General features: G+C 70.7%; 21 protein-coding genes. 12 read left to right on the forward strand and 9 right to left on the reverse strand.

Annotated features, from left to right (window positions below):
* The first annotated feature begins 162 nt into the window (after positions 1–162).
* From E9549_RS10345 to E9549_RS10355, 3 genes are all read left to right on the forward strand, one after another.
* Positions 163–1,920: a copper resistance protein CopC gene (locus tag E9549_RS10345; protein WP_236826455.1), complete on the forward strand. Its 1,758-nt coding sequence runs from the start codon at positions 163–165 to the stop codon at positions 1,918–1,920.
* 639 nt (positions 1,921–2,559) lie between these two features.
* Positions 2,560–3,090, forward strand: a complete 531-nt coding sequence (locus tag E9549_RS10350; protein ID WP_236826456.1) for a hypothetical protein — start codon at positions 2,560–2,562, stop codon at positions 3,088–3,090.
* Positions 3,059–3,319 (forward strand): hypothetical protein, encoded by a 261-nt coding sequence (locus E9549_RS10355; protein WP_236826457.1) that lies wholly within the window; start codon positions 3,059–3,061, stop codon positions 3,317–3,319. The genes E9549_RS10350 and E9549_RS10355 overlap by 32 nt, the downstream gene beginning before the upstream one ends.
* On the opposite strand, the gene E9549_RS10360 is transcribed toward E9549_RS10355, so the two are convergent.
* On the reverse strand, positions 3,295–3,495 hold the full coding sequence (locus tag E9549_RS10360; RefSeq protein ID WP_236826458.1) for a hypothetical protein: 201 nt from the start codon (positions 3,493–3,495) through the stop codon (positions 3,295–3,297). The two genes, E9549_RS10355 and E9549_RS10360, sit on opposite strands and share 25 nt — an antisense overlap.
* A gap of 358 nt (positions 3,496–3,853) precedes the next feature.
* Between E9549_RS10360 and E9549_RS10365 the strand changes: the two genes are divergently transcribed.
* Positions 3,854–4,237: a ZIP family metal transporter gene (locus tag E9549_RS10365; protein WP_236826459.1), complete on the forward strand. Its 384-nt coding sequence runs from the start codon at positions 3,854–3,856 to the stop codon at positions 4,235–4,237.
* 72 nt (positions 4,238–4,309) lie between these two features.
* Here E9549_RS10365 and E9549_RS10370 read toward each other — a convergent pair whose 3' ends face one another.
* From E9549_RS10370 to E9549_RS10400, 7 genes are all read right to left on the reverse strand, one after another.
* Positions 4,310–4,621, reverse strand: coding sequence for a plastocyanin/azurin family copper-binding protein (locus E9549_RS10370; protein ID WP_236826460.1), 312 nt, complete (start codon positions 4,619–4,621; stop codon positions 4,310–4,312).
* Between the two features lie 234 nt (positions 4,622–4,855).
* Positions 4,856–6,181 carry an iron uptake transporter deferrochelatase/peroxidase subunit gene (gene efeB / locus E9549_RS10375; RefSeq protein ID WP_255714164.1) on the reverse strand — a complete coding sequence of 442 codons (1,326 nt, stop codon included), beginning with the start codon at positions 6,179–6,181 and terminating at the stop codon, positions 4,856–4,858.
* Positions 6,182–6,299: 118 nt separating this feature from the next.
* Complete coding sequence (locus tag E9549_RS10380) at positions 6,300–7,175, reverse strand: cytochrome c biogenesis CcdA family protein (protein ID WP_236826462.1); 876 nt, start codon at positions 7,173–7,175, stop codon at positions 6,300–6,302.
* Positions 7,172–7,786 (reverse strand): TlpA disulfide reductase family protein, encoded by a 615-nt coding sequence (locus E9549_RS10385; RefSeq protein WP_236826463.1) that lies wholly within the window; start codon positions 7,784–7,786, stop codon positions 7,172–7,174. Before E9549_RS10385 ends, E9549_RS10380 begins: the two co-directional genes overlap by 4 nt.
* A 136-nt stretch (positions 7,787–7,922) precedes the next feature.
* Entirely contained in the window at positions 7,923–8,228 is a 306-nt protein-coding gene (locus E9549_RS10390) for a glutaredoxin family protein (protein WP_236826464.1), read from the reverse strand.
* The gene (locus E9549_RS10395; protein ID WP_236826465.1) at positions 8,225–8,800 is read right to left on the reverse strand and encodes a peroxiredoxin; all 576 of its coding nucleotides are present in this window, start codon (positions 8,798–8,800) and stop codon (positions 8,225–8,227) included. The genes E9549_RS10390 and E9549_RS10395 overlap by 4 nt, the downstream gene beginning before the upstream one ends.
* A 128-nt stretch (positions 8,801–8,928) precedes the next feature.
* The gene (locus tag E9549_RS10400) at positions 8,929–9,189 is read right to left on the reverse strand and encodes a hypothetical protein (protein WP_236826466.1); all 261 of its coding nucleotides are present in this window, start codon (positions 9,187–9,189) and stop codon (positions 8,929–8,931) included.
* A gap of 38 nt (positions 9,190–9,227) precedes the next feature.
* On the opposite strand from E9549_RS10400, the gene E9549_RS10405 reads away from it, so the two are divergent.
* The 7 genes from E9549_RS10405 to E9549_RS10435 all read left to right on the forward strand — a co-directional run bounded on the left by E9549_RS10405 (position 9,228) and on the right by E9549_RS10435 (position 15,869).
* Positions 9,228–9,989 (forward strand): prolipoprotein diacylglyceryl transferase, encoded by a 762-nt coding sequence (locus tag E9549_RS10405; protein WP_113801642.1) that lies wholly within the window; start codon positions 9,228–9,230, stop codon positions 9,987–9,989.
* 57 nt (positions 9,990–10,046) lie between these two features.
* The gene (locus E9549_RS24125; protein ID WP_236826467.1) at positions 10,047–10,724 is read left to right on the forward strand and encodes a response regulator transcription factor; all 678 of its coding nucleotides are present in this window, start codon (positions 10,047–10,049) and stop codon (positions 10,722–10,724) included.
* Positions 10,717–12,162: a cell wall metabolism sensor histidine kinase WalK gene (locus E9549_RS10415; RefSeq protein WP_236826468.1), complete on the forward strand. Its 1,446-nt coding sequence runs from the start codon at positions 10,717–10,719 to the stop codon at positions 12,160–12,162. Before E9549_RS24125 ends, E9549_RS10415 begins: the two co-directional genes overlap by 8 nt.
* A gap of 2 nt (positions 12,163–12,164) precedes the next feature.
* A complete protein-coding gene (locus E9549_RS10420; RefSeq protein ID WP_236826469.1) occupies positions 12,165–12,809 on the forward strand; it encodes a class I SAM-dependent methyltransferase in 645 nt (214 codons plus the stop codon).
* A gap of 85 nt (positions 12,810–12,894) precedes the next feature.
* On the forward strand, positions 12,895–13,464 hold the full coding sequence (locus tag E9549_RS10425) for a copper resistance CopC family protein (RefSeq protein ID WP_236826470.1): 570 nt from the start codon (positions 12,895–12,897) through the stop codon (positions 13,462–13,464).
* 50 nt (positions 13,465–13,514) lie between these two features.
* On the forward strand, positions 13,515–15,434 hold the full coding sequence (locus E9549_RS10430; protein WP_236826471.1) for a cytochrome c oxidase assembly protein: 1,920 nt from the start codon (positions 13,515–13,517) through the stop codon (positions 15,432–15,434).
* Between the two features lie 111 nt (positions 15,435–15,545).
* Positions 15,546–15,869: a DUF2933 domain-containing protein gene (locus E9549_RS10435; protein ID WP_113801648.1), complete on the forward strand. Its 324-nt coding sequence runs from the start codon at positions 15,546–15,548 to the stop codon at positions 15,867–15,869.
* A 110-nt stretch (positions 15,870–15,979) separates the two neighbouring features.
* Here the strand turns inward: E9549_RS10435 and E9549_RS10440 are convergent, their stop codons facing one another.
* The gene (locus tag E9549_RS10440) at positions 15,980–17,650 is read right to left on the reverse strand and encodes a multicopper oxidase family protein (RefSeq protein ID WP_236826472.1); all 1,671 of its coding nucleotides are present in this window, start codon (positions 17,648–17,650) and stop codon (positions 15,980–15,982) included.
* A gap of 1,170 nt (positions 17,651–18,820) precedes the next feature.
* On the opposite strand from E9549_RS10440, the gene E9549_RS10445 reads away from it, so the two are divergent.
* Entirely contained in the window at positions 18,821–19,528 is a 708-nt protein-coding gene (locus E9549_RS10445) for a prolipoprotein diacylglyceryl transferase family protein (protein WP_236826473.1), read from the forward strand.
* The last annotated feature ends 274 nt before the right edge of the window (positions 19,529–19,802 follow it).

Consider the following 19,802-nt stretch of genomic DNA (forward strand, 5'->3'; position numbering starts at 1 on the left):
CGTCAGCTGTCCTACCGTGCTATCCGTCGAAGTCTGTGAGGCAATGCCATGCGTTGGCCTGGTCGCGGTCGGCTCGATCGCGTGGCGCGGCCCGCGGGGTCAGTGACGTTCCGCCGCTCTGCGCCGGCGCCTGCCAGTTGGAGGCGGTGGACGGCGCTCGCGGTGCTCACGCTCGCGGCCCTTGCCGGCGGGCTCGCAGTCGATGTCGTCACCGCTCCGCCCGCGTCCGCTCACGCGACCCTGGTCGCCACCACGCCGGCGGACGGGGCGCGACTGGATGCCGCACCCGCTGAGGTCGAGCTCGAGTTCACCGAACCGGTCTCGGTAGGCGCCGGATACGTCCGAGTGCTGGGGCCGGGCGGGGAGCGGGTGGACACCGGCTCGCCGGTGGAGGACGGCGTCACCGTCGTCGCGCCACTTCGTGCGGGGCTTACTGATGCCAGCTACACCGTCTCGTACCGGGTGGTCTCCGAGGACGCACATCCGATCTCCGGGGCCTACGCGTTCGTCGTCGGTGACGGGGAGCTCGTGCCTGCCTCGTCGGCGGCCGGGGGAGACGACGTCGACGGGGCCTTGGGCGTGGCGCTGCCGGTCGCCCGGTGGCTCGGCTTCGCCGGAATGGCATTGACCATCGGCATCCCGGTGTTCCTGTTCCTCTGCTGGCCGGCCGGATGGGGCGCCCGGACGATGCGGCGACTGACCTCGGCCGGCCTCGTGGCCATCGTGGCCGCGGCTGTGCTCACGTTCCTGCTGCAGGGTCCGTACGTGGGCGGTGTCGGTCTGGAAGCCGTGTTCGATCCGTCCCTGCTATCCGCCACCACTGGTTCCAGCTTCGGCGTCATCGTGTTGTTGCGGATCCTCTGCGGCCTTGCGTTGGCCGCGGTGTTGACGGTCGTGTGGCGCCGGGAGGCTCAGCCGACCGTTCCGCTCGCGATCGTGGGGGCCGTTCTGTTTCTGGGGCTGGCGGTCACGGTCGCTGCCGTCGGCCACGCCGCTGCCGGATCTCTGCCCGGGTTGGCCGTTTCCATCACGTCGGTGCACGTGCTGGCCATGGCGGTGTGGCTGGGCGGTCTGATCGCGCTTCTGGTCGTCGTCGTCCGGCCCCGAGGGCCGGCCGCACACCTGGCCACCGCTCTGCTGCGGTACTCCCAGCTGGCATTCGGATCGGTCGGCACGCTGGTGGTGACCGGCGTCCTGCAGTCGGTACGGGAAGTCGGTTCTCCCACCGCACTGGCGGGGACGACGTACGGGCAGCTGCTCCTGGCCAAGGTGCTGGTCGTCATCGTGCTCCTGGCCGTGGCGGGAGTGTCGCGCGTCTGGGTTCAGCAGCAGCTCGGAGGCCCACGTCCCCGCCCGGGTCGACGGACGGTCACCGCGCACGCCTTCGCCGCCGGCGAAGCAGATACCGCGGCGGAACAGCACGTGCATCACCGAACCGACACCCCCGCCGACGCCGGATCGCCGGACGTACGTCCCCTCCGGCGCTCGGTCCTCATCGAGGTCGCCATCGGAGCCGTCATCCTGGCGCTGTCGGCGGTCCTGGTCGGGACACCACCGGCCCGCTCCACGATCGTCGAGCCCGTCGACGTGACTCTTCCGCTCCAAGGCGCCATCGACGTAGAAGCGACCGGTGCCGTGCAGTTGACGGTCGACCCGGCGAGCACCGGACCGAACACCTTGCACATCTACGTGTTCGACGGGTCAGGGCAGCTCACCCAGCCGGACGGGATCGAGGTCACGCTCAGCGAGAAGGCACAGGAGATCGGGCCACTAGAGGTGGACCTCCTTCCGGGAGGTCCCGGCCACTTCATCGGCGACGGTATGTCCATCCCGGCTGCCGGCACCTGGACTCTCACGGTCACCGTCCGCCTCGACGAGTTCACCGCCACGACCGCCAGCGTGGACTTCCCCGTGCGCTGAGATTCGAGACGGTCGTCGTTCTTGCTGCGTCTCGCCGACGGCACGGTGGGAGCGCGAGGAACCGCGCTGCGGCCAACGCGCCCACTCCAGCAGTTGGGGCTGCCGATCGAGCTCCGTCCCGGCGGGCAAAACGGTGCCTGGTGCCACCTCATCGACAGCCCCCTGGGCACCGCCTGAGGGAATGCATGAGCCACCGCCCCGCAGGGCCAACGCCTTACAGGCGACATCGCAAAGGTCACAACCGTGTCGTGGAAGAAGTGCCCGGATTACCACCCGGTGGGGATCCCCGCATAGGGCCGCTGACCGGATATCGCCATCGGCGGGCAGTGTCTGTGTCGAGGGCGACGGGAGTCGTGCCCATGCGCGGTGACGACCCCGGTCGACGGACGTGAGGAGTAGCTGAGCCGGACGTCACCCCGGAACAGGTCGCCTTCGTCGTCGCACCTCGCTTACGTCACCCCTCGCTTCTTGCCTCGTCACCCCCTCGCTGCGAGATGCCGAGTGTCCGCGGACGCGATACCGGGATCGAGCCGGTCACGCGGTGACGCGGCCGTCTCCTGTCACCCCTGCGAGGTGGCGGCTTGCTGAACATCTCCGCAGAGCGTCGACGGCATCACACCGATGCCGGAGGACTCGCACATGTTCCACGACCCCACCATCGTCGGCAGTTGGCCGGCGCTCGCCGCGCGCCTGGACGGCGACGCGATCCTCGTCCGTTGGGCAGCCACCGAGCCGGCCCTGGCAGAGGTGAGCAGCATCGATGACCTGCTCGCCGTCTGGGCCGACGGGGGCGCGGGCGACCGCCCCGACGCCGTGCTCGCCGCGCTCGTCCGGCTGGCCGCCGTGGACGGTGGCCGCGACGACGATGCTCTGCTGCTGACACTGCACCTGCTCAGCGGGCTGGTGCGGACGATGGCCAGGCAGCTCGCAGACCTGAACCCCGACATCCTCGCCGTGGTCGCAGGCGAGCTCGCCTGCCAGATCCGCCGCTACCCATGGCAACGCCGGCCGCGGGCGATCGCGGCGAACCTGCGCGCCGGAACCCGGCGGGCCGTGCTCGCCGAATTGCGCCCCGGCAGCCGCTACCACCGCGACCGGGTCGAGGTCCTGACCACCAGCCGGCGATGTCACTCGACTCTTGTCAGCCACCGTCAGCGAAGAAGAGGATGACCTCGACGTCGTCGACCTGCTGCAGTGGGCGGTGCGCTCAGGAGTCGACGCCGAGGACGTCGCACTCCTGATCGCCACCGAGTGCAGCCGCGACCGGCACCACCGGCGCGCCGACCAGAAGGTCGCCACCGCACACGGCATCACGACGCGCACCCTGTACCGCCGGCGGAACCGCACGCTGACCGCCTTGCGCGGCATGGCTCCTCAGTACCTGGCGGCCGTCGCGTGAGCCCATTGCTGCAGGACGTCGACGAAGCCGGCGCCGTGACGGGCGGTGTGGCCAACGGCGGCGACGTCGGACCCGACGAGCGACTGCTGTCGGTCGCGGAGATCCAGCAGGCCTTCCGCGAGCTGCGTGCCCGCCGTCCGCGAGCCGCAGGCAGGCTGGCCGCGCACCATGAGCACCTCGTATCCGAGTGCCGTGCACCGGCGGGCACACCGGCTCCGCCCGCTCGCCGCTCAAGGCGGGACGATGGCAGGACGGCGTTCCCGGCTCGGGACGACACGCACCGCGCGCGGTGGGCTGACAGCGGTGACAGGACGCCGCGGCGAGGCGCGAGCAGGGGTGACAGCGTGCCCGCGGCCGTCCCGGCCATGGCGGCGGATCTCCGGTGGGTGCCCCTTGTTGGCGTTCGTGGGGGGAGTCATCGGTCTCGACCGAGCCATCGGCTATGTCCAGGCGAGGATGGGCAGGGGTTAGAGGCAGGGGAGCGCACTGGGGATCTTCTCCGGCGTCTCGCTGGACCTGTTCAGCGACGGCGTCATGATCGGCACCGGCACGGTCCTCAACCCAGCTCTGGGCCTTCTCCTCGCCCTTGGGCAGGTCCCCGCCGATGTTCCGGAGGGCTTCGCGGCCATCGCGACGATGCGCAGGGCCGGCATCAGCCGCGGTCGGCGGGTGCTGCTCGCGGCAGGCTTCGCCGTCCCGATCTTCCTCGGGGCCACGCTCGGCTACTTCGCCCTCCGGGACGCCCCCGAGATCGTCACCTTGTCGGTGCTCGCGCTCACCGGCGGTGCGCTCACCGCTGTCGTGGTCGAGGAGATGATCGGAGAGGCGCACGAAGGTGAGACCTCACGGCTGGGGCCCATCTTCCTCACCGCCGGGTTCGCCATCTTCGGCGCCATCTCCGTCTACGTGGGGGCGTGACCGAGAAGGGCCCATGGCGCTGCGGCCAGCCGGGGGAGGTGTCCCAGCCGATTCGGCGGTGGGTCGGTCGGGTCAGTCCGCTGCCACGGTCATGACGCCGGTCTGCCCCATGCCGATGTGGAACGAGCAGTCGAACAGGTAGTCGCCGGCTTCGTCCACCTCGAACTCCACCGTCTCGCTGCGGCCGGGGCCGATGACGGAGATCTCCTCGGTGATGTCCTGCGGGTTGCCCCCGGGAGTGAATCGAAAGCCGTGCGTCAGCTCGTCGGCGACGCTCTGCACGGTAAGGCGCAACGGCCGGGGGGCCACGGTGACCGTCGCGGGGGTGAACACGTAGTCGTCGCTCACCTGGATGGTCAGCTCCTGTACGCCGTCGGCGCCCACCGCGACAACTCCCGGGACTGCTGCAGGAGCCGGAGAGGAAGCTGCCTGCTCATTCGTCCCGTCGCCTGCGCCGCAGGCGCTCAACGTCAGCACGAGGAGTCCGACGAGTGCGGAGCGTCGGGCCTTGTTGTCCACTGGTTGTCCTCGCTGGTTGTCGTGGTGGGGAGCACAAGAGGGCCAATACGGTCGCGGCGGCTGTACCGCGCTTCATTGGGCGGTGATGTGGGATTGACGTCAGGTGAACAGTGCTCGTCCCCACCAGTCGTCACCGGATTCGACTCCCGGAGGACAGGCGAAGACCGCCGAGGATGTGTGCTCGATGAACTGGTTCAGGGCATCGCCGGCCAAGTTCCGCTGCACCTGCACGAAACCCGTCTCCGGGTTGCGCTGGTACGCGATGAAGAACAGTCCGGCGTCGAGCCGGCCGGATCCGTCCGATCCGTCGACGAAGCTGTAGCCGCGACGGAGGATGGCCGTCCCGGCGTTCGTCGGGTTGGACAGAGCGACGTGGGAGTCGGCCGGGATGGCCGGATTGCCGTCGACGACCTGGGTGAGGTCCACCGGGTCGAACTCGGCGCGCTGCCCCAGCGGCGCGCCGCTGCCCTTGCGCCGTCCCATGGCGGCCTCCTGGCGCCCGAGGGGGACGGCGTCCCAGTCCTCGACCAGCATCCGGATGCGTCGGGTGACCAGGTAGGAGCCGCCGGCCAGCCAGTCCGCTCCCGGTCCACCGTCACCGGGAGCCACCCACACGAACCTGTCGAGGGCTTGCCCGTTCTCGGCCTTGAGGTTGTTCGTGCCGTCCTTGAAGCCCATCAGGTTGCGCGGCGTGGCCTGCTTGGTACTGGTCGAGGAAGTCCGGCCAAATCCGAGCTGCGACCAGCGGACACTGACCACCCCGGCACCCAGCCGCACGATGTTGCGGACGGCGTGCACCGCGACCTGCGGGTCATTGGCGCAGGCTTGGACGCACAGGTCGCCACCACTGATCGCCGGGTCGATGCGGTCCCCGGCGAACTCCGGCAGCTCGACAAGCGCCGCGGGCTTGCGTGCCGCAAGGCCGAACCGGTCGCGGCCGTCGGTGGTGGTGAACAGCGTCGGGCCGAACCCGATGGTCAACGTCAGCCCCGAGGCCGGCAGCCCGAGCGCCCCCCCGGTGTCGTCGGGAGCAGCGTGCTCATTGCCGTCGACGGCGCCGACCGGGCCGGCGTCCTGCCCCGCGGTCATCCGTCGGGCGGCCTCCGTCCAGGTCTTCAGCATCTCGACCAGGTCGTCCCGGCTGTGGGTGGTGACGTCGAGAGCGACGAAGTGCAGCCGGTCCTGGGCCGGGGTGACAATTCCGGCCTGGTGCCTGCCGGTGAAGGGGATGGCATCTGCAGCATCGGATCCGGGGGTAACCGGTGCGGTGGCTGTGCCGGCCGTCGCCCGTCCGAGCACCCCACCGGTGGCTCCGGCAGCGACGATGCCGAGCGTCCCGCCGCCGGCGATCCCCAGGAGTCGGCGGCGCGACATGCCTCGGGGGTGCGCAGCGTGGCGTTCGCTGGAGTCAGGATCCGTACTCATGGACGACAGGCTCGGCCGATCTGTGCGTCAGGGACAACTGACACGGACTCTACTATCGAAGCTAGGAGCCGGGTCGGGGTTCGTGCCATTCCTGCCCACCGGAGAAGCGACTTCTCGGTCACAAGGCGGACGTGCTCAGCCCGGTGGCGCCCAGCCAGGCCCGCAGCCAGATCATGAGCGCGTCCCACCAGCCGGTCAGCAGCAGAATTCCCAGAAAGATCATCAAGCCACCGCCGATCCGCATCACCGTCGGGGCGTGACGGCGGGCGAAGGCGGAGAACGTGAGGGCGCGCCGGGCACCGAGGGCGACCAGGACGAAGGGGATGCCGAGCCCGAGGCAGTAGGCAAGGGCGAGGACGGCGCCGCGGCCGGCGGATGCCTGGGTGTAGGCGAGGGTGTTCACCGCGGCCAGGGTCGGGCCGAGGCAGGGCGTCCACCCGAGGCCGAACACGACGCCGAGGACCGGGGCGCCGGCCAGGCCGGCCGGCGGCCGGCGGTGGATGCGGCGTTCGCGCATCAGCCAGGGGATCGCGCCGAGAAAGGACAGCCCCATCGCGATCACGACGACGCCGGCGACCCGGGTGAGCAGCGGTGCCCACTCCAGCAGCAGCCGGCCCAGGCCGCCGAACAGTGCCCCGAAGGACACGAAGACGGCGCTGAAGCCGGCGACGAACAACAGGGAACCGGCGAGTACCCGGCCGCGGCCGGCGGCTGCCGGCCCGGCCTGTGATGAGGACGTGCTGCCGGTCTCGGGGGAGCAGTCGGCCGATGCCGTCCCCGCGGGGCTGCCGCCGGCAGGCTGCGGAACCCGGGGCTGGCCGGCGGTGGCCTGGGCGCCGGCGAGCCCGGCGACATAGCTGACGTAGCCGGGAATCAGCGGAAGGCAGCACGGGGAGGCGAAGCTGATCAACCCGACCAGTGCCGCCACCGCCATGGCGAGCAGCAGGGAGCCATCGGTGACGATCCCGGCGAACGTCGCCGCGAGGTCGCTCACGCCTCGGTCTCCTCGATCAGCAGCTCCACCGCAGCGCGTAGGTCATCACCGCGGACCTGGCCGGTGTAGACGGCAGCCACTCGACCGTCCCGGTCCAACAGGATGGTGGACGGGACGACGTTCGCCGGGAAGCCGCGGAAGGCCAGCGCCACCTCACCGCGAGGGTCGAAGATCGAGGGGTAGGCGACGCCCAGTCTCTCCACGAAGGCGACGGCCAGTCGTCGCTCGTCCTTGACGTCGATGCCAATGAACTGGACACCGCGGTCGGCCACGTCGGCGTGGACGGCTTGGAACTCCGGCGTCTCGACCCGGCAGGGGGTGCACCAGGATCCCCAGAAGTTGATGACGGCGACGTCTCCGGCAAGGGAGGAGGACTCGAACGGGGTGCCGTCGAGCAGCTCCCCCGAGAAGGCAGGGGCCGGCGCGCGCCGCTCTTCCGGGATCACGGTCGCCGCGGCTGTGGGCTCCCGGAATTCGAACTCACCGGCGCCACCCTCGTCGCCGGTCAGCCCCGCGGAACAGCCGAGCAGCGCGGTCGAGCTCAGCGCTCCGGCGGCGATCAGGAAGATGCGACGGTTGAGCACACGATCGGAGCCAGCTGTGCTGGTCACCGCGGTCGCCGGTCTTCGCGGGATCGACTAAGCACGCTAGTAAGTTACAGGCCCTCCAGTAGCGCCGCGATCGTCCACCGTGTGGGCTGCAACGCATCCGGCCGGCCCCTCTCGGCGCCGGCCGGATGCGCTGGCCTCACGAGCCCGGCCGTCTCCATCCCCAGCTCGTGCCGCGGTGGTCGTGGGAAACGTCGTTGCGACGCTGGAGCTCACGCCTGAGCTTGCGCTCGGAGAGGCGGCCGAAGGAGAAGAAGTCCCCGTCGACCAAGATGCCGGGGGCGAACAGGACGCCGTGTCGTTCCCCCAGCGCCCGACCCTCCTCGGTCTCCAGGCTGATCTCTTGGGTCTCGAACTCCTGTTCCCGGCTCAGCTGGGCCAGCGTCTCCTTGGCCTGCTCGCAGAAAGAGCAGGACGTCTGGGTGAGGAGCGTGATGACGGTCATCGGTCGGTCCGAGCAGCCTCGAGGTCGGCGAGGATGGTCTCGACGGGCAGGTACATCGTGTAGTCCGGCGCCCCGCCGTAGTCGGCCCGCCAGACGATCTCGCCCTCACCGTCGACGAGGATGAAGCTGTGCCCGGCCGTGGTGTCGCCCATCATCCCGTACTTGTTCGCCTTGTAGGCCTCGATCGCGGCCAGGTCCGGGTCGGCCAGTGCGAGGGATTCCAGGCCGTCGTCGTCCATCTTCTGGACCAGCAGGTCCTGCGGGGCGTTGGTGATGCTGACCAGCCGGTCCACGCCGGCCTCCTCCAGCTGAGGGGTCGCCGCCTCCAGGTCGCGGATCTGGTCCCAGCAGGCCTGGCAGCCCAGCCCCTCGTGGAAGTACAGCAGCACGTTCTCCCCGCGGAAGTCGCTGAGCGATACGTCCTGTCCGTCCGTCCCCGGCAGGGTGAAGTCCGGAGCCTCCTCGCCGGGGCCGGGTGATCCGACGTCGTAGCGCTCGGGGTCGGCCGCCCCTGCGGAGCTCGTGCTGCTCTGGTAGAGGGCGTAGAGGCCGCCGATGACCAGGATCGCCACGAGCCCGGCAACCACCCAGATCCGGGCCCCGCCGCCGCGCTGGTCGCGACGGGCGGCAGCGACGGCTTGTGCGCCTCGTGTGCTGGGCCCTGCGCTGGGGCTCTTGGTCGTACCGCGTCCACTCATGGTCATGATCTCCCGGTCGGTGAGGTCTCGGTCGGTTCGACGACGCTGTCCTCGCCGTCGGTCGGGCTAATGGGGGAGGGGTCGACGTCCGAGCTCCGGTTGCGGAATGCGCGCACGATGACCATCGCCAGCGCGCCGAAGACGAGCGCAGCGGAGAGCCAGCCGGGGACGAACGACAGCGCGTCCTCGACCTGGGCGGCACCCCTTCGCGGAACCCCGATGAGTCCCGAGCGATCGAGACCGACCGCATCGACCGAGCCCACCAGCGCTCGGTCGACATCATTGACAGAGAGGCACACCCGTGCGGCCCGTCCTGTTCGAGGTCTTCGGTTTCCCGATCAACAGCTACGGCGTCAGCAAGGCCGCCGCCGCACTGGTGGCGGGGTACCTGCTGGCCCGTGAGTTCCGACGCTTGGGATGGAATCCCGACCGCGCCTGGTCGATCGTCATCGCGGCGACCGTCATGGGATTCGTCGGCGGCAAGCTGTACTACCTCGCCGAGCACGCCGGAAGCCTGTCACTGCATTCGTTCGGACCGTCCGGGTTCACCTGGTACGGCGGCCTGATCGCCGGCGTCGCGACCGTCGTGGTGATGGCACGCCGGTACGAGCTTCCGCTGGGGCAGCTGGCGGGGATCGCGGCCGCACCCCTGTCACTTGCCTATGGCATCGGGCGCATCGGGTGCTTCCTCTCCGGCGACGGCTCCTACGGGCAGCCGTCTGACCTGCCCTGGGCAGTGGCCTTCCCGGACGGGACGATGCCGACCATGGTTCCCGTGCATCCCGCAGCGCTGTACGAAGCAGCCGTCGCGCTGGCCGTCGGCGGGCTGCTGTGGGTTCTGCGCACCCGGTGGGCACCGCTGCACGTCTTCGGCCTGTACGCGGTGCTCAGCGGAGTCGCACGGTTCCTCGTCGAGGAGATCCGCCTCAACGAGGAGGTCCTGCTCGGGCTGACCCAGCCCCAGCTCTGGTCGCTCGTCCTCGTTGCCATCGGTGTCGGTCTCCTGGCGACCGGGAGGCGCGACCGGTCCGGTAGGCAGCCGGTCGCGTCCGCGGCCGCCTGAGCGGTGGAGCCAGACTTCGGCGGTGGGCCAGGTCCTCGCGCCAGCGGAACCGTCCTCGTGGTCGACGACGAGGCGAAGATCCGGGAACTCGTCGGTGCCTACCTGGAGCGCGAGGGCTACCACGTCCTCCTCGCTGAGAACGGTCTAGACGCGCTGCGCCTGGTCGAACGCCTCCGCCCCGATCTGCTGGTCCTCGACCTGGGGCTGCCCGACATCCCGGGTGAAGAGCTTCTCCGCCTGCTGCGCCGGTCCAGCGACGTCCCCGTGGTGATGCTGACCGCCCGGGCCAGCGAGGGAGATCGCGTGGCGGGCCTGCGTCTGGGCGCCGATGACTACGTGACCAAGCCCTTCAGCCCGCGAGAGCTCGTCGCGCGAGTCGGGGCCGTCCTCCGCCGCGCCGGCGGCGGACGGCCCGGTCGTGTTCCGACCTTCGCCAGTGGCCGGCTGGCTATCGACCAGGAGAGCCGGGAGGTGACTCTCGACGGTGAGTCGATCGAGCTGACCCGCACGGAGTTCGACCTGCTCGTGATCCTGTCGTCCCGTCCCGGGCGGGCGTGGACGCGTGCCGAACTGATCAGTCGCCTGCAGGGCCACGGCTTCGATGGGTACGACCGCACGGTGGACGTGCACGTCAAGAACCTGCGGCGGAAGCTCGGCGACCACTCCCGGCGTCCGAGCTTCGTCCTGACGGTTGCCGGGATCGGCTACAAGTTCGGGGCGACCGCCGATGAGTAGTTCCCTGGCCCGGCGACTGGGCCTGGGCTTCGCGGCGATCGCGCTCGTCGCGGCCCTCCTGGCCGCCCTGTTGGTCAATCTCGCGTTCAGCAGCCGCTTCGAGTCCTACCTCGACCAACAACGGTCGGCTCGGGTGGACCAGATCGCTGCTGCGGTCACCGGTGCGTACGTGTCCGCGGAGGGCTGGGACCCCGAGCGTCTCGACCAGCTCGGGCCGGCGGTGTCCATGGCCGGTGCCGAGGTCCGTCTGGTCGATGCGGCGGGGGAGACGGTCTGGCCGACCGCAGGCAGCACCACCAGCGAGATGGCGCAGATGCATCGGGAGATGATGGCGGCGGGACCACTGGCCGACCCGGTCACCGTTCCGATCACCGTCGACGGGCAGCCGCGGGGAACCCTGCTGGTCGCGCTCCCCGAGGGCAGTGTGCCACTCGCTGATCGGCAGCTCCGCAGCTCCGTGAATCGGCTGCTGTTCGTGGGGGGACTCGCCGTAGCGCTGATCGCCTCGGTCCTGGGCCTGCTGTTCGCTCGGCGGGTCACCCGCCCGCTCGCGGAGCTGACCGCAGCAGCTGATGATCTGCGCGCCGGTGACCGTGGCCGGCGGGCCATGGTGAGCGGGCGCGATGAAGTTGCGGAGCTGGCGACGGCGTTCAACGAGCTGGCCGCCTCCGCCGAACGGCAGGAGGCGCTCCGGCAGTCGTTCGCCGCGGACGTCGCCCATGAACTGCGCACGCCGCTGGCCATCCTGCGCAGCCAGCTTGAAGCCGTCCAGGACGGCGTCCTCGACCTGACGCCCGCTCTGGTCTCCTCCCTGCACGAGGAGACCCTGCGGCTGGGGCGCCTCGTCGCCGACCTGGAGACCCTCACCCGCGACGACCACAACTCCTTCTCCCTGGAGCGCGTCACCCTCGATCTGGCCGAACTGGTGCGATCGGTCGCTGCGGGTTTCCAGCACCGCTTCGCCGAGCGTGGTCTCCAGCTGGACCTACGACTGACCCCAGCGCCGGTCTGCGGTGACCGGGTCAGGCTGGCCCAGGTGGTGACCAACCTGCTCGGCAACGCGGTGAAGTTCGTCCCGGTGGGCGGCCGGGTGACCGTGACCACTGGCACCCAGGGTGATGCGGTGCACCTGGAAGTGAGTGACGACGGACCGGGGATTCCGGACGCGGAACTCCCGCAGGTCTTCGACAGGTACTTCCGAGGACGGGGTGCACGGGCAAACGGCTCGGGGATCGGGCTGGCGGTCGTGGCCACCCTCGTCCGCGCGCATGGCGGAGGGGTGAGCGCCACGAACGCACCCGACGGAGGGGCCGTCTTCACCATCACGTTCCCACTCGCAGAGCCCTCAGGTTCCGCAACGGCATCAGCACGTCCGCCGTCCGCAGTCGCCCGAGGTCCACTGCCCGAGTCCTCGACGGCTCCACTTCTTCAGGAGTGACCATGGCACCACGCAGAAGAGCGGAGGCGGCGCCGCCCACGACGGAGCGCGTGCGCGCCGTCTACGAGCGGCAGGCCGCGCACTACGACGCTGTCATCACGGTCGCCGAGTGGCTGCTGTTCCGGGGCGGCCGGTCGTGGGCCTGCCGGCAGGTCCGGGGAAGGGTCCTCGAGGTCGGCGTGGGCACCGGCCGGAACCTCCCGCTGTTCCCTCCGGAGGTCGAGCTGACCGGCATCGACCTGAGTCCGGCCATGCTGGCCCGGGCTGAGGCGCGCGCCGCGCAGTTGGCCCGGCCGGCAGACCTGTGCCTGGGCGACGCGCAGCGACTGCCTTTCCCCGACTCCAGCTTCGACTCGGTGATCGCCACCCTGACCTTGTGCAGCATCCCCGACGACCGAGCCGCAGTCGCCGAGATGGCTCGGGTGCTGCGGCCGGGCGGCCGCCTGGTGCTGCTCGATCACGTCGCCAGTCCGCTCCCGGCGATCCGGCGGGTTCAGCGCTTGCTGGAACCGGCCTTCCTGCGCCTGGCCGCCGACCACCTGCTGCGGGAGCCCGAGGTGGCGGTGCGGGCCGCCGGGCTGGAGATCGAGCATCTGCGTCGCTCGAAGCTGGGCATCGTCATGCGGCTGGCGTGCACCAAGCCGTGAGCCACTCCAGTTGCCCTGTGCCTCCGGCGCGCCTGGCCCGTTGACACCGCTTCACAGCTCCCGTTCGCACCGAAGAGACAGGACCATGTCGCTCTTGCTCCGCCTGGCAACCCTGGCCGCCGCCGTCCTCACCGTCCTCGGACTGGGGATCGGCAGCGCGTCAGCTCACGCTGAACTCGCCAGCTCCGAGCCGAGCGAGGCGCAGACGCTGACCACACCGCCCCGGCAGATCACCCTGACCTTCACCGAGGCGGTCCGGGCTGGCTCGGCCGAGGTCGTGGTCCGCGGCGCCGACGGGCGTTCCGTCACTACCGGCCCCGCTACCGAGACCGACGCCGTGGTGCGGCAGCCGGTGGACCTCAGCAGCAATGGGTCCTACCTGGTTGCTTACCGAGTCGTCTCGCAGGACGGGCACCCGGTGACCGGGGAGCTCACCTTCAGCTACGCCGGGGCAGAAGCCTCCGACGCCGGGCCGACCGGAGTGGCGGGTTCGACGGACTCCCCGGAGCCGCCGGTGACGGAAGCCGCCGCCGAGGAGGTGGCCGTAGCCGACGGCGGGGCCGGTGCAGGGCTGTGGTGGATGCTCGGCGTCTCGGTGGCCGTCGTCGCCGGTCTCGGTGTGCTGGCCCTGCGCCGGCGAGGGCCTCGGGGCTGAGCGAGAACCACGTGGCTGACTCTCTCGTGACTGCGCAGGCAGCCGACCGCATGCGCAGCCGCTGGCCGGTACTCCTTCCGGCGGCCGCCGCGGCGCTGCTGTTGACCTGGCTGACCTTGTCGGCCGGGTCCAAAGAGGAGTCGTCGGTCGCCGGGCTGCCCGGGTCCGATGCAGGGGCGGCCTGGCTCGTGCCCATGCTGCAGGTGCTGCACGACCTGGCTGCGGTCATGACTGTCGGATGCCTGCTGGGTGCGGCGGTCCTCCTGCCGGGCGACCGGTTGCTCGGTGCCGCCGGTTACCGGTGGGTGCGCACCGCCGGGTGGTCGGCTCTGGTATGGAGCCTGCTGTCGCTGGCCGCGGTTCCGGCGCTGCTGGCCGAGTTCCTCGGACGGGGTTTCTCGGTGGTCACGCCGACGGCGGTCGTCCAGTTCCTGGCGGACAGCCCTCAGGCCCAGGCCCGTGTCGTCGTGGCTGTCCTCGCTGCGGTGCTCGCCATGGCCGCCAGGGTGGTGCTCACCATGGGGGGGACGCTCGGTCTGCTCCTGGTCGCGCTGCTCGCCGCGCTTCCGCCGGCCCTTGTCGGGCACGCCGGCGGCACTGGCGGTGTCTACGGCCCGACCGCGGTCGCCCTGCACGTCCTGGGCGTGGTCCTGTGGGCGGGAGGACTGGTCGCCCTCCTGGTCTGCCGCTCGATCAGCGTCGGAGCCGTCGGTGCCGCCGTCTCCCGGTTCAGCCGACTCGCCGGACCGCTGGCGTTGCTCGTCGGTGGGAGTGGGGTACTTACCGCGCTGACCCGGCTGTCCGACCCGGCCCAGGCGCTGGGCTCCAGCTATGGGTTGCTGGTCCTGATCAAGCTGGTGGCGTTCGTGGGCTTGATCGTGGTCGGGGCGTGGCATCGGCGCTGGACCATGCCCGCCCTCGTCGCCGGACGTCCGGCAGCGTTCCTCCGGCTGCTCTCCGTGGAGGTGGTGCTCTTCGGAGCCACCATGGGGGTGGCCGTCGGTCTCAGCCGCACACCGCCCCCGACAGCCCCCGCCGCGGCCCAGGGCGGAGGGGGCCACGCCGTTCCTGACGTCGTCGTGCCGGCTTCACCATCGCCCGGCGCGTTGCTGGACGTCCATCCGGGCCTCGTGTTCCCCGTTCTGGCCGCAGCGGCGATCGGGTTTTACCTCGCCGGCGTCCGGCGGATGTCCGCTCGAGGACGTCCGTGGCCATGGCTGCGGACCCTCGCCTGGTCCGCGAGTTGGGCTCTGGTCCTCCTCGTGACCAGCAGCGGGCTTGCCAGCTATGGCGGGGTGCTGTCGAGCGTGCACGTCCTCCAGCACTTCACTCTGTCCCTCGCCGCGCCGCTGCTGATGGTGCTGGCTCGACCGGGCCGACTTGCCATGAGCGCCCTGCGGCCCTCGACGGGGCAGGACCTGCGAGGACCGCGGGAGTGGCTGGTGGCACTCCGTGGTCGTCCGGTGATGGGGACAGTCCTGCACCCACTGGTCGCTCTGCCGGTCTACCTGGTGGTGAACTACTCCGTCTACGTCTCCGGGTTGTACGGCTGGCTACTACGGTCGGAGGTCGCGGACGTCGTCTTCTTCCCCCTGTTTTTGATGAGTGGGACGCTCTTCTTCCGCGCACTGCTCGGCCCCGCCGGACCGGGCACCGCGGCGGCGCCGAGGCTCCCCGTCGTCCTCGCGGCGCTCGCAGGGTGGGCAGCGGTCCACGGTGCGGTTGCGATCGTGGTGCTCCGCAGCGGCCCACTCCTGGCCGCGGAGTGGTGGAGTCAGCTGCTACGCCTCTGGGGGCCGATGCCGATCGAGGACCAGCAGACCGCCGGACGAATTGCGGCGACCTACGGGGTGGCCATGCTCTTCGCCACCGTTATCGCCATCCTGCGGCGGCGAAGGCGTCCCCGGGAGATCACTGCGCACAGTGCCGCGACGGCCGTGGTTGAGCCGCAGGTGCAGGGGACTAGTTGATCGCCACGCCGGGGCACAGGCCGGCGGATGCGCTTGCGGGGCCGTCCGGCGATCGGCTTTACTAGCCTGGATAGTAGTAAGACCACGTCTGCGAGCGCAGGGAGAAACGACATGCTCAGGTCGATGCGGTGCTGCCTGAACCCGAAGGTCATCGGGGGTCTGATCGCCGCAGGCGTGGCGCTCTGGCTGATGGCCCCGGCCGCCAGTACCGCGGCACTTCCGCTGCTCATCGCGCTGGTCTGCCCCCTGTCCATGGGAGTGATGATGTGGCAGATGAATCGGGGCGGCGGTAGTTGTGGCGCCTCGGGAGGGGGCCGCTCTGTGGCAGCCCCCTCCGTCGACGTCGACGAGGAGCTGCGGCAGGCGCGCGAGGAGGTCTCGATCGCCCGGGCCCGCCAGCAGCTGGGTGACCGGGGCAATCAGGCGCCCGCCTGACACGGCAGGCGCGCCGCTGACGCGGGCGCCCACCGGCGGGGCGAACTCTCACCGCGCTGCGAGGCGCGTGGTGGCCCTCTCGGGTGGTGACCGCGGATGCAGTACGCCGTTCAGGCCGAGGACGTGGCGATGTAGGAGACGATCGTCGCCATGCCCGTGCCCATGTGGTAGGCGTTGTGGCAGTGGGTCAGCCACTGGCCCGGATTGTCGGCTGTGAAGTCGGCGATCACCCGTTCCCCCGGCGCCACCATCACCGTGTCCTTCACCGCACCGGCGAACATCGGGAGGCGGCTCCGTGCCGGATCTCGCAGCTCACCGGCAGCTGCCCCCGGAAAGAGGTCACCAGAGCCTCGCACGGTGAAACTGTGGCCGTGCAGATGCATCGGGTGGTACATCGGAGTCTGGTTGACCAGCTCCAGTCGGACACGCTGGCCCTCCCGGATCTCCGCGGGAGTGATGCCGGCGAAGGGGCGTGCGTGGTCGTAGCTCTGGGCATTGATGCGCCAGGCGAAGCTGAACATGTCTCCGGTCAGATGGAGCGTGTGGGTCACGTCCGGGGGCAAGTTGTCCTGGCCAACGGTGGGCGCCGCGCGGAGGTCGGTCAGCCGGAGCAGTCGCCCACTCAGCTCCCGGGGAGCCGCAGCGGCTGACGGGGCTTCACCGCTGGCTGTGCGGACCACCCCGAGCGCCTGGGCCCCATGGCCTTCTGCGATCGCCACCAGTGGAAAGGCCCCGTCTCCGAGGGTGACGAGCACGTCGTAGCGCTCGCCGGCGCCGATGTGGAGGTTGTCGACGGTGATCGGCTCGACCGGGAACCCGTCGGTATGGGTGACGGTCAGCCGGTGGCCTCCGAGAGCTACTCGGAAGGTGGTCGTCCCGGCGGCACTGATCAGCCGGATTCGTGCCCGTTGACCCGGCATGGCGGCGAACGTCTCGGGGGCCGTGGGCAGGCGCCCGTTGAGCAGGTAGAACGGGTAGCGCACGCTGTCGGCCATGCGCGACGCCGCGGACACCGGCGTCTGCCCTGCCGGAATGTTGGCCATCTCGGCGGTCTGGTGGTAGTCCCAGGACGCTGACCGGTCCTCGATCTGTCCGGCCTGGACGGGAACCTTGTAGCTCGCTTCCATGTCTCCGTTGCGGAGCTCGGACAGGACTTCATCCGGGGTCCCCGCGGCGCCGTCGATCCAGTCGTCGAGGACGACCACGAACTCCACGTCGTAGTCGCCGGCTTCGCGCGGGTCGTCGATGATCAACGGTGCGAAGAGCCCCCGCTCGCGCTGCATGCCCACGTGCGGGTGGAACCAGTAGGTCCCCGGATCGGGAGCGACGAAGGTGTAGCGCATGGTCTCCCCGGGGGGGACCACGGGTTGCGTCAGGTGGGGTACGCCGTCCATGTCGTTCCGGAGCCGGAGACCGTGCCAGTGCACCGTGGTCGGCTCCGGAAGCCGGTTGCGGACGTCCACCTCGAGCAGGTCTCCGGCGGTGCAGCGCAGGGGCCGCCCGGGCACCTGGTCGCCGTAGGACCACGTGCGGACGACTCGTCCTCCGAGGTCGACCTCGACCGGTTGGGCGGTGACCGATGCGCGGACACGACGGCCGGTGCCTCGGGCGAGTCGGGCCTGCTCGACGCGGCGCACCGCGTCGGAGCCGGCCAGCACTCGGCCCTCCGCTGCGGTGGCCGTCGTGGGCAAGGCCGCCCAGGTGCCGCCGGTCGCCGCCATTCCGGCCAGCCCCAGCGCCCCGAGGAGCAGTCCGCGCCGGGAGATCGAGGGGCCGGTCACCTGCCACCTGTCCTTGTGTAGGTCGTGCCGATGTGGTCACACGACAGCCGCCGGCGGCTGTCCGAGCGGCGTGCCGCCATGAGGTCCGCCGGCGGCCGCCGCCCGGCGGGGCCCCCGTCGTACGGGCCCTGCCGTGTACCTGCATGACGCTGCAGATACTACGCACCTTAGTAGATCTGGCTGTCGCTCGCGGACGGGCGCCTGGCGCGCAACTTCTACGTAGCTGCCTAGTAGTACGCTCTCCGTAGCGCCATAGTAGAGCTGACCGGCGCGCGGCTGATCGAGCGTCCGCTGGGGCCGACTCGGTGGAGCTGGCTCTGTGGCCGACCCGATCTCGCGAGGCGGAGTCTCATGTCCAACAAGCGTTCATCCCGAGTCGGTCCCTCCCGATCGGGTAGGCCAGGGCCGGGCTCAAGGGTCGGGCCCACCACTGCCGCCCAGCAAGTCAGCCCGCCGCGACCTGTCCCCAGCCGTGCGCCGGCGCCGCTACAGGCATTCCAGCGTCCACAGGTGCCGCGGTCGAGGACCGCCGCACCGTCGCTCCCGGTGGTCCTGCCGGCGAGAAAGGCACCACTAGCGCCTCCGACCCGCCCGGATCCCGCTGCTCAGAGGACACCGACCTCCCCGGGAGCTCGGCCTGAGTCCGCGGCGTCCGGGACGGTGACCGGATCTCCCTCCGCTGGCCTCCCTCCGTCTGCGCCGCCGGTCCCAGGCGCTCCCCGGTCACCGGCACGGGAGGCTGTCACCCCGGTGCGCCGTCCTGTCCTGGCTCGGGACATGCCTGCGGGCGCGGTCCAGGTCACGTCCTGGTCGTGCGAGTCCATGGACGACGTCGATCCCCAAGCGCTCGGAGTGACCTACTGGTTCGACGCTGCGCTCAGTGGCGACCCCTATCCGGTCAACGTGCGATTCAGCGGTAGGCGGCTGACCGGACCCGACACCCCCGGCAGGGCCGACGAGTTCGAGGTCGTGCACACCCTGAATGACGTGCTCCCGGGAAGCGGGCGGGTCGCCGTGACCGCCCGTGTCCCCGGACTGGCGCCGGGGGAGTGGGAGGTCACCGCAACCCCCGTCGTCCGGCACGCCCCTGCAGACTCCCCTGCGCCTCCGAATCTACCTCCCGGGCCACTTCCCCGTGGGACGACCGTCGGGAGAACGACCTTCAAGCCCGTGGCCGATGTCCGCGCGCCAGGGGTCCGGATCGGAGCCTGGCCCGCACTGGTGGCCCTCGGCTGGCTGTTCGCACTGGCTCTTCAAGGTGTGCTGGCGGCGGACCGCGACCTGCCGGTCGCGCGACTGCTCCTGGTGTCGGTGCTGGCGAGCCTGATCGGGCTGGTGGGTGCCAAGGTGTACTACCTCCTCACCCACCGCGAGGAGAAGGCCGGCCTGCTGCGCGCCGGCATGTCGGTCCAGGGTTTTGTGGTCGGTGCGGTCGGCTCGGTCGTCCTGGGGAGTTGGTGGGCGGGGATCCCGGTCGGCCCGATGCTCGACGTGACGGCGCCGGGCCTGCTGGTGGGCATGACCATCGGACGCCTGGGGTGTTTGCTCGGAGGCTGTTGTGTGGGGCGCCCCACGGCCTCTCGGTGGGGGATCTGGTCCTCCGACCGTCGGGTAGGCGTGCGCCGGATCCCGGTACAGCTGCTCGAGTCCAGTCTGGCCGGCCTCATCGCCGCAGCGACGCTCGCAGCAGTGGTGCTGGCCGACCCTGGGGTGGACGGACTGCTCTTCGTGGCGGGGGTGGCGGCCTACACCTTCGGGCGCCAGGTGCTGTTCCCACTCCGGGGGCTGCCGCGGCAGACGAAGCACGGGCGCAGGCTGACTCTCGCGGTCGCCGGACTGGTGCTGCTGGCGGCACTTTCGGTACTGGTGAGCGTCTGACCCGGCGGACCGCCAGGCCCGAGGCCCGGCCGACGGCGGGACCGTCGTCCTGCTCGGCGGACCGGTGTCGCCGGCCCCTGCGTCCCTGGAGGTGCCGACGCTGGGGCTCCTCTCCTATGTGCCATAGTTGCCAGTCGCCACTGCGCGTCCCCTCTGTGGGAGCGGCTGCCGCTCCGCCGGACAGCGCCCAGGGGATCCGCGCTTCGATGCTGGACTCGTATGAGGGAGGTCGCACCCTGATGTCCTGGGGGAGCGATTCGCTGAGGTTCGCGGC

It is taken from the genome of Blastococcus sp. MG754426 (assembly GCF_021699055.1).
Classification (GTDB): domain Bacteria; phylum Actinomycetota; class Actinomycetes; order Mycobacteriales; family Geodermatophilaceae; genus Blastococcus.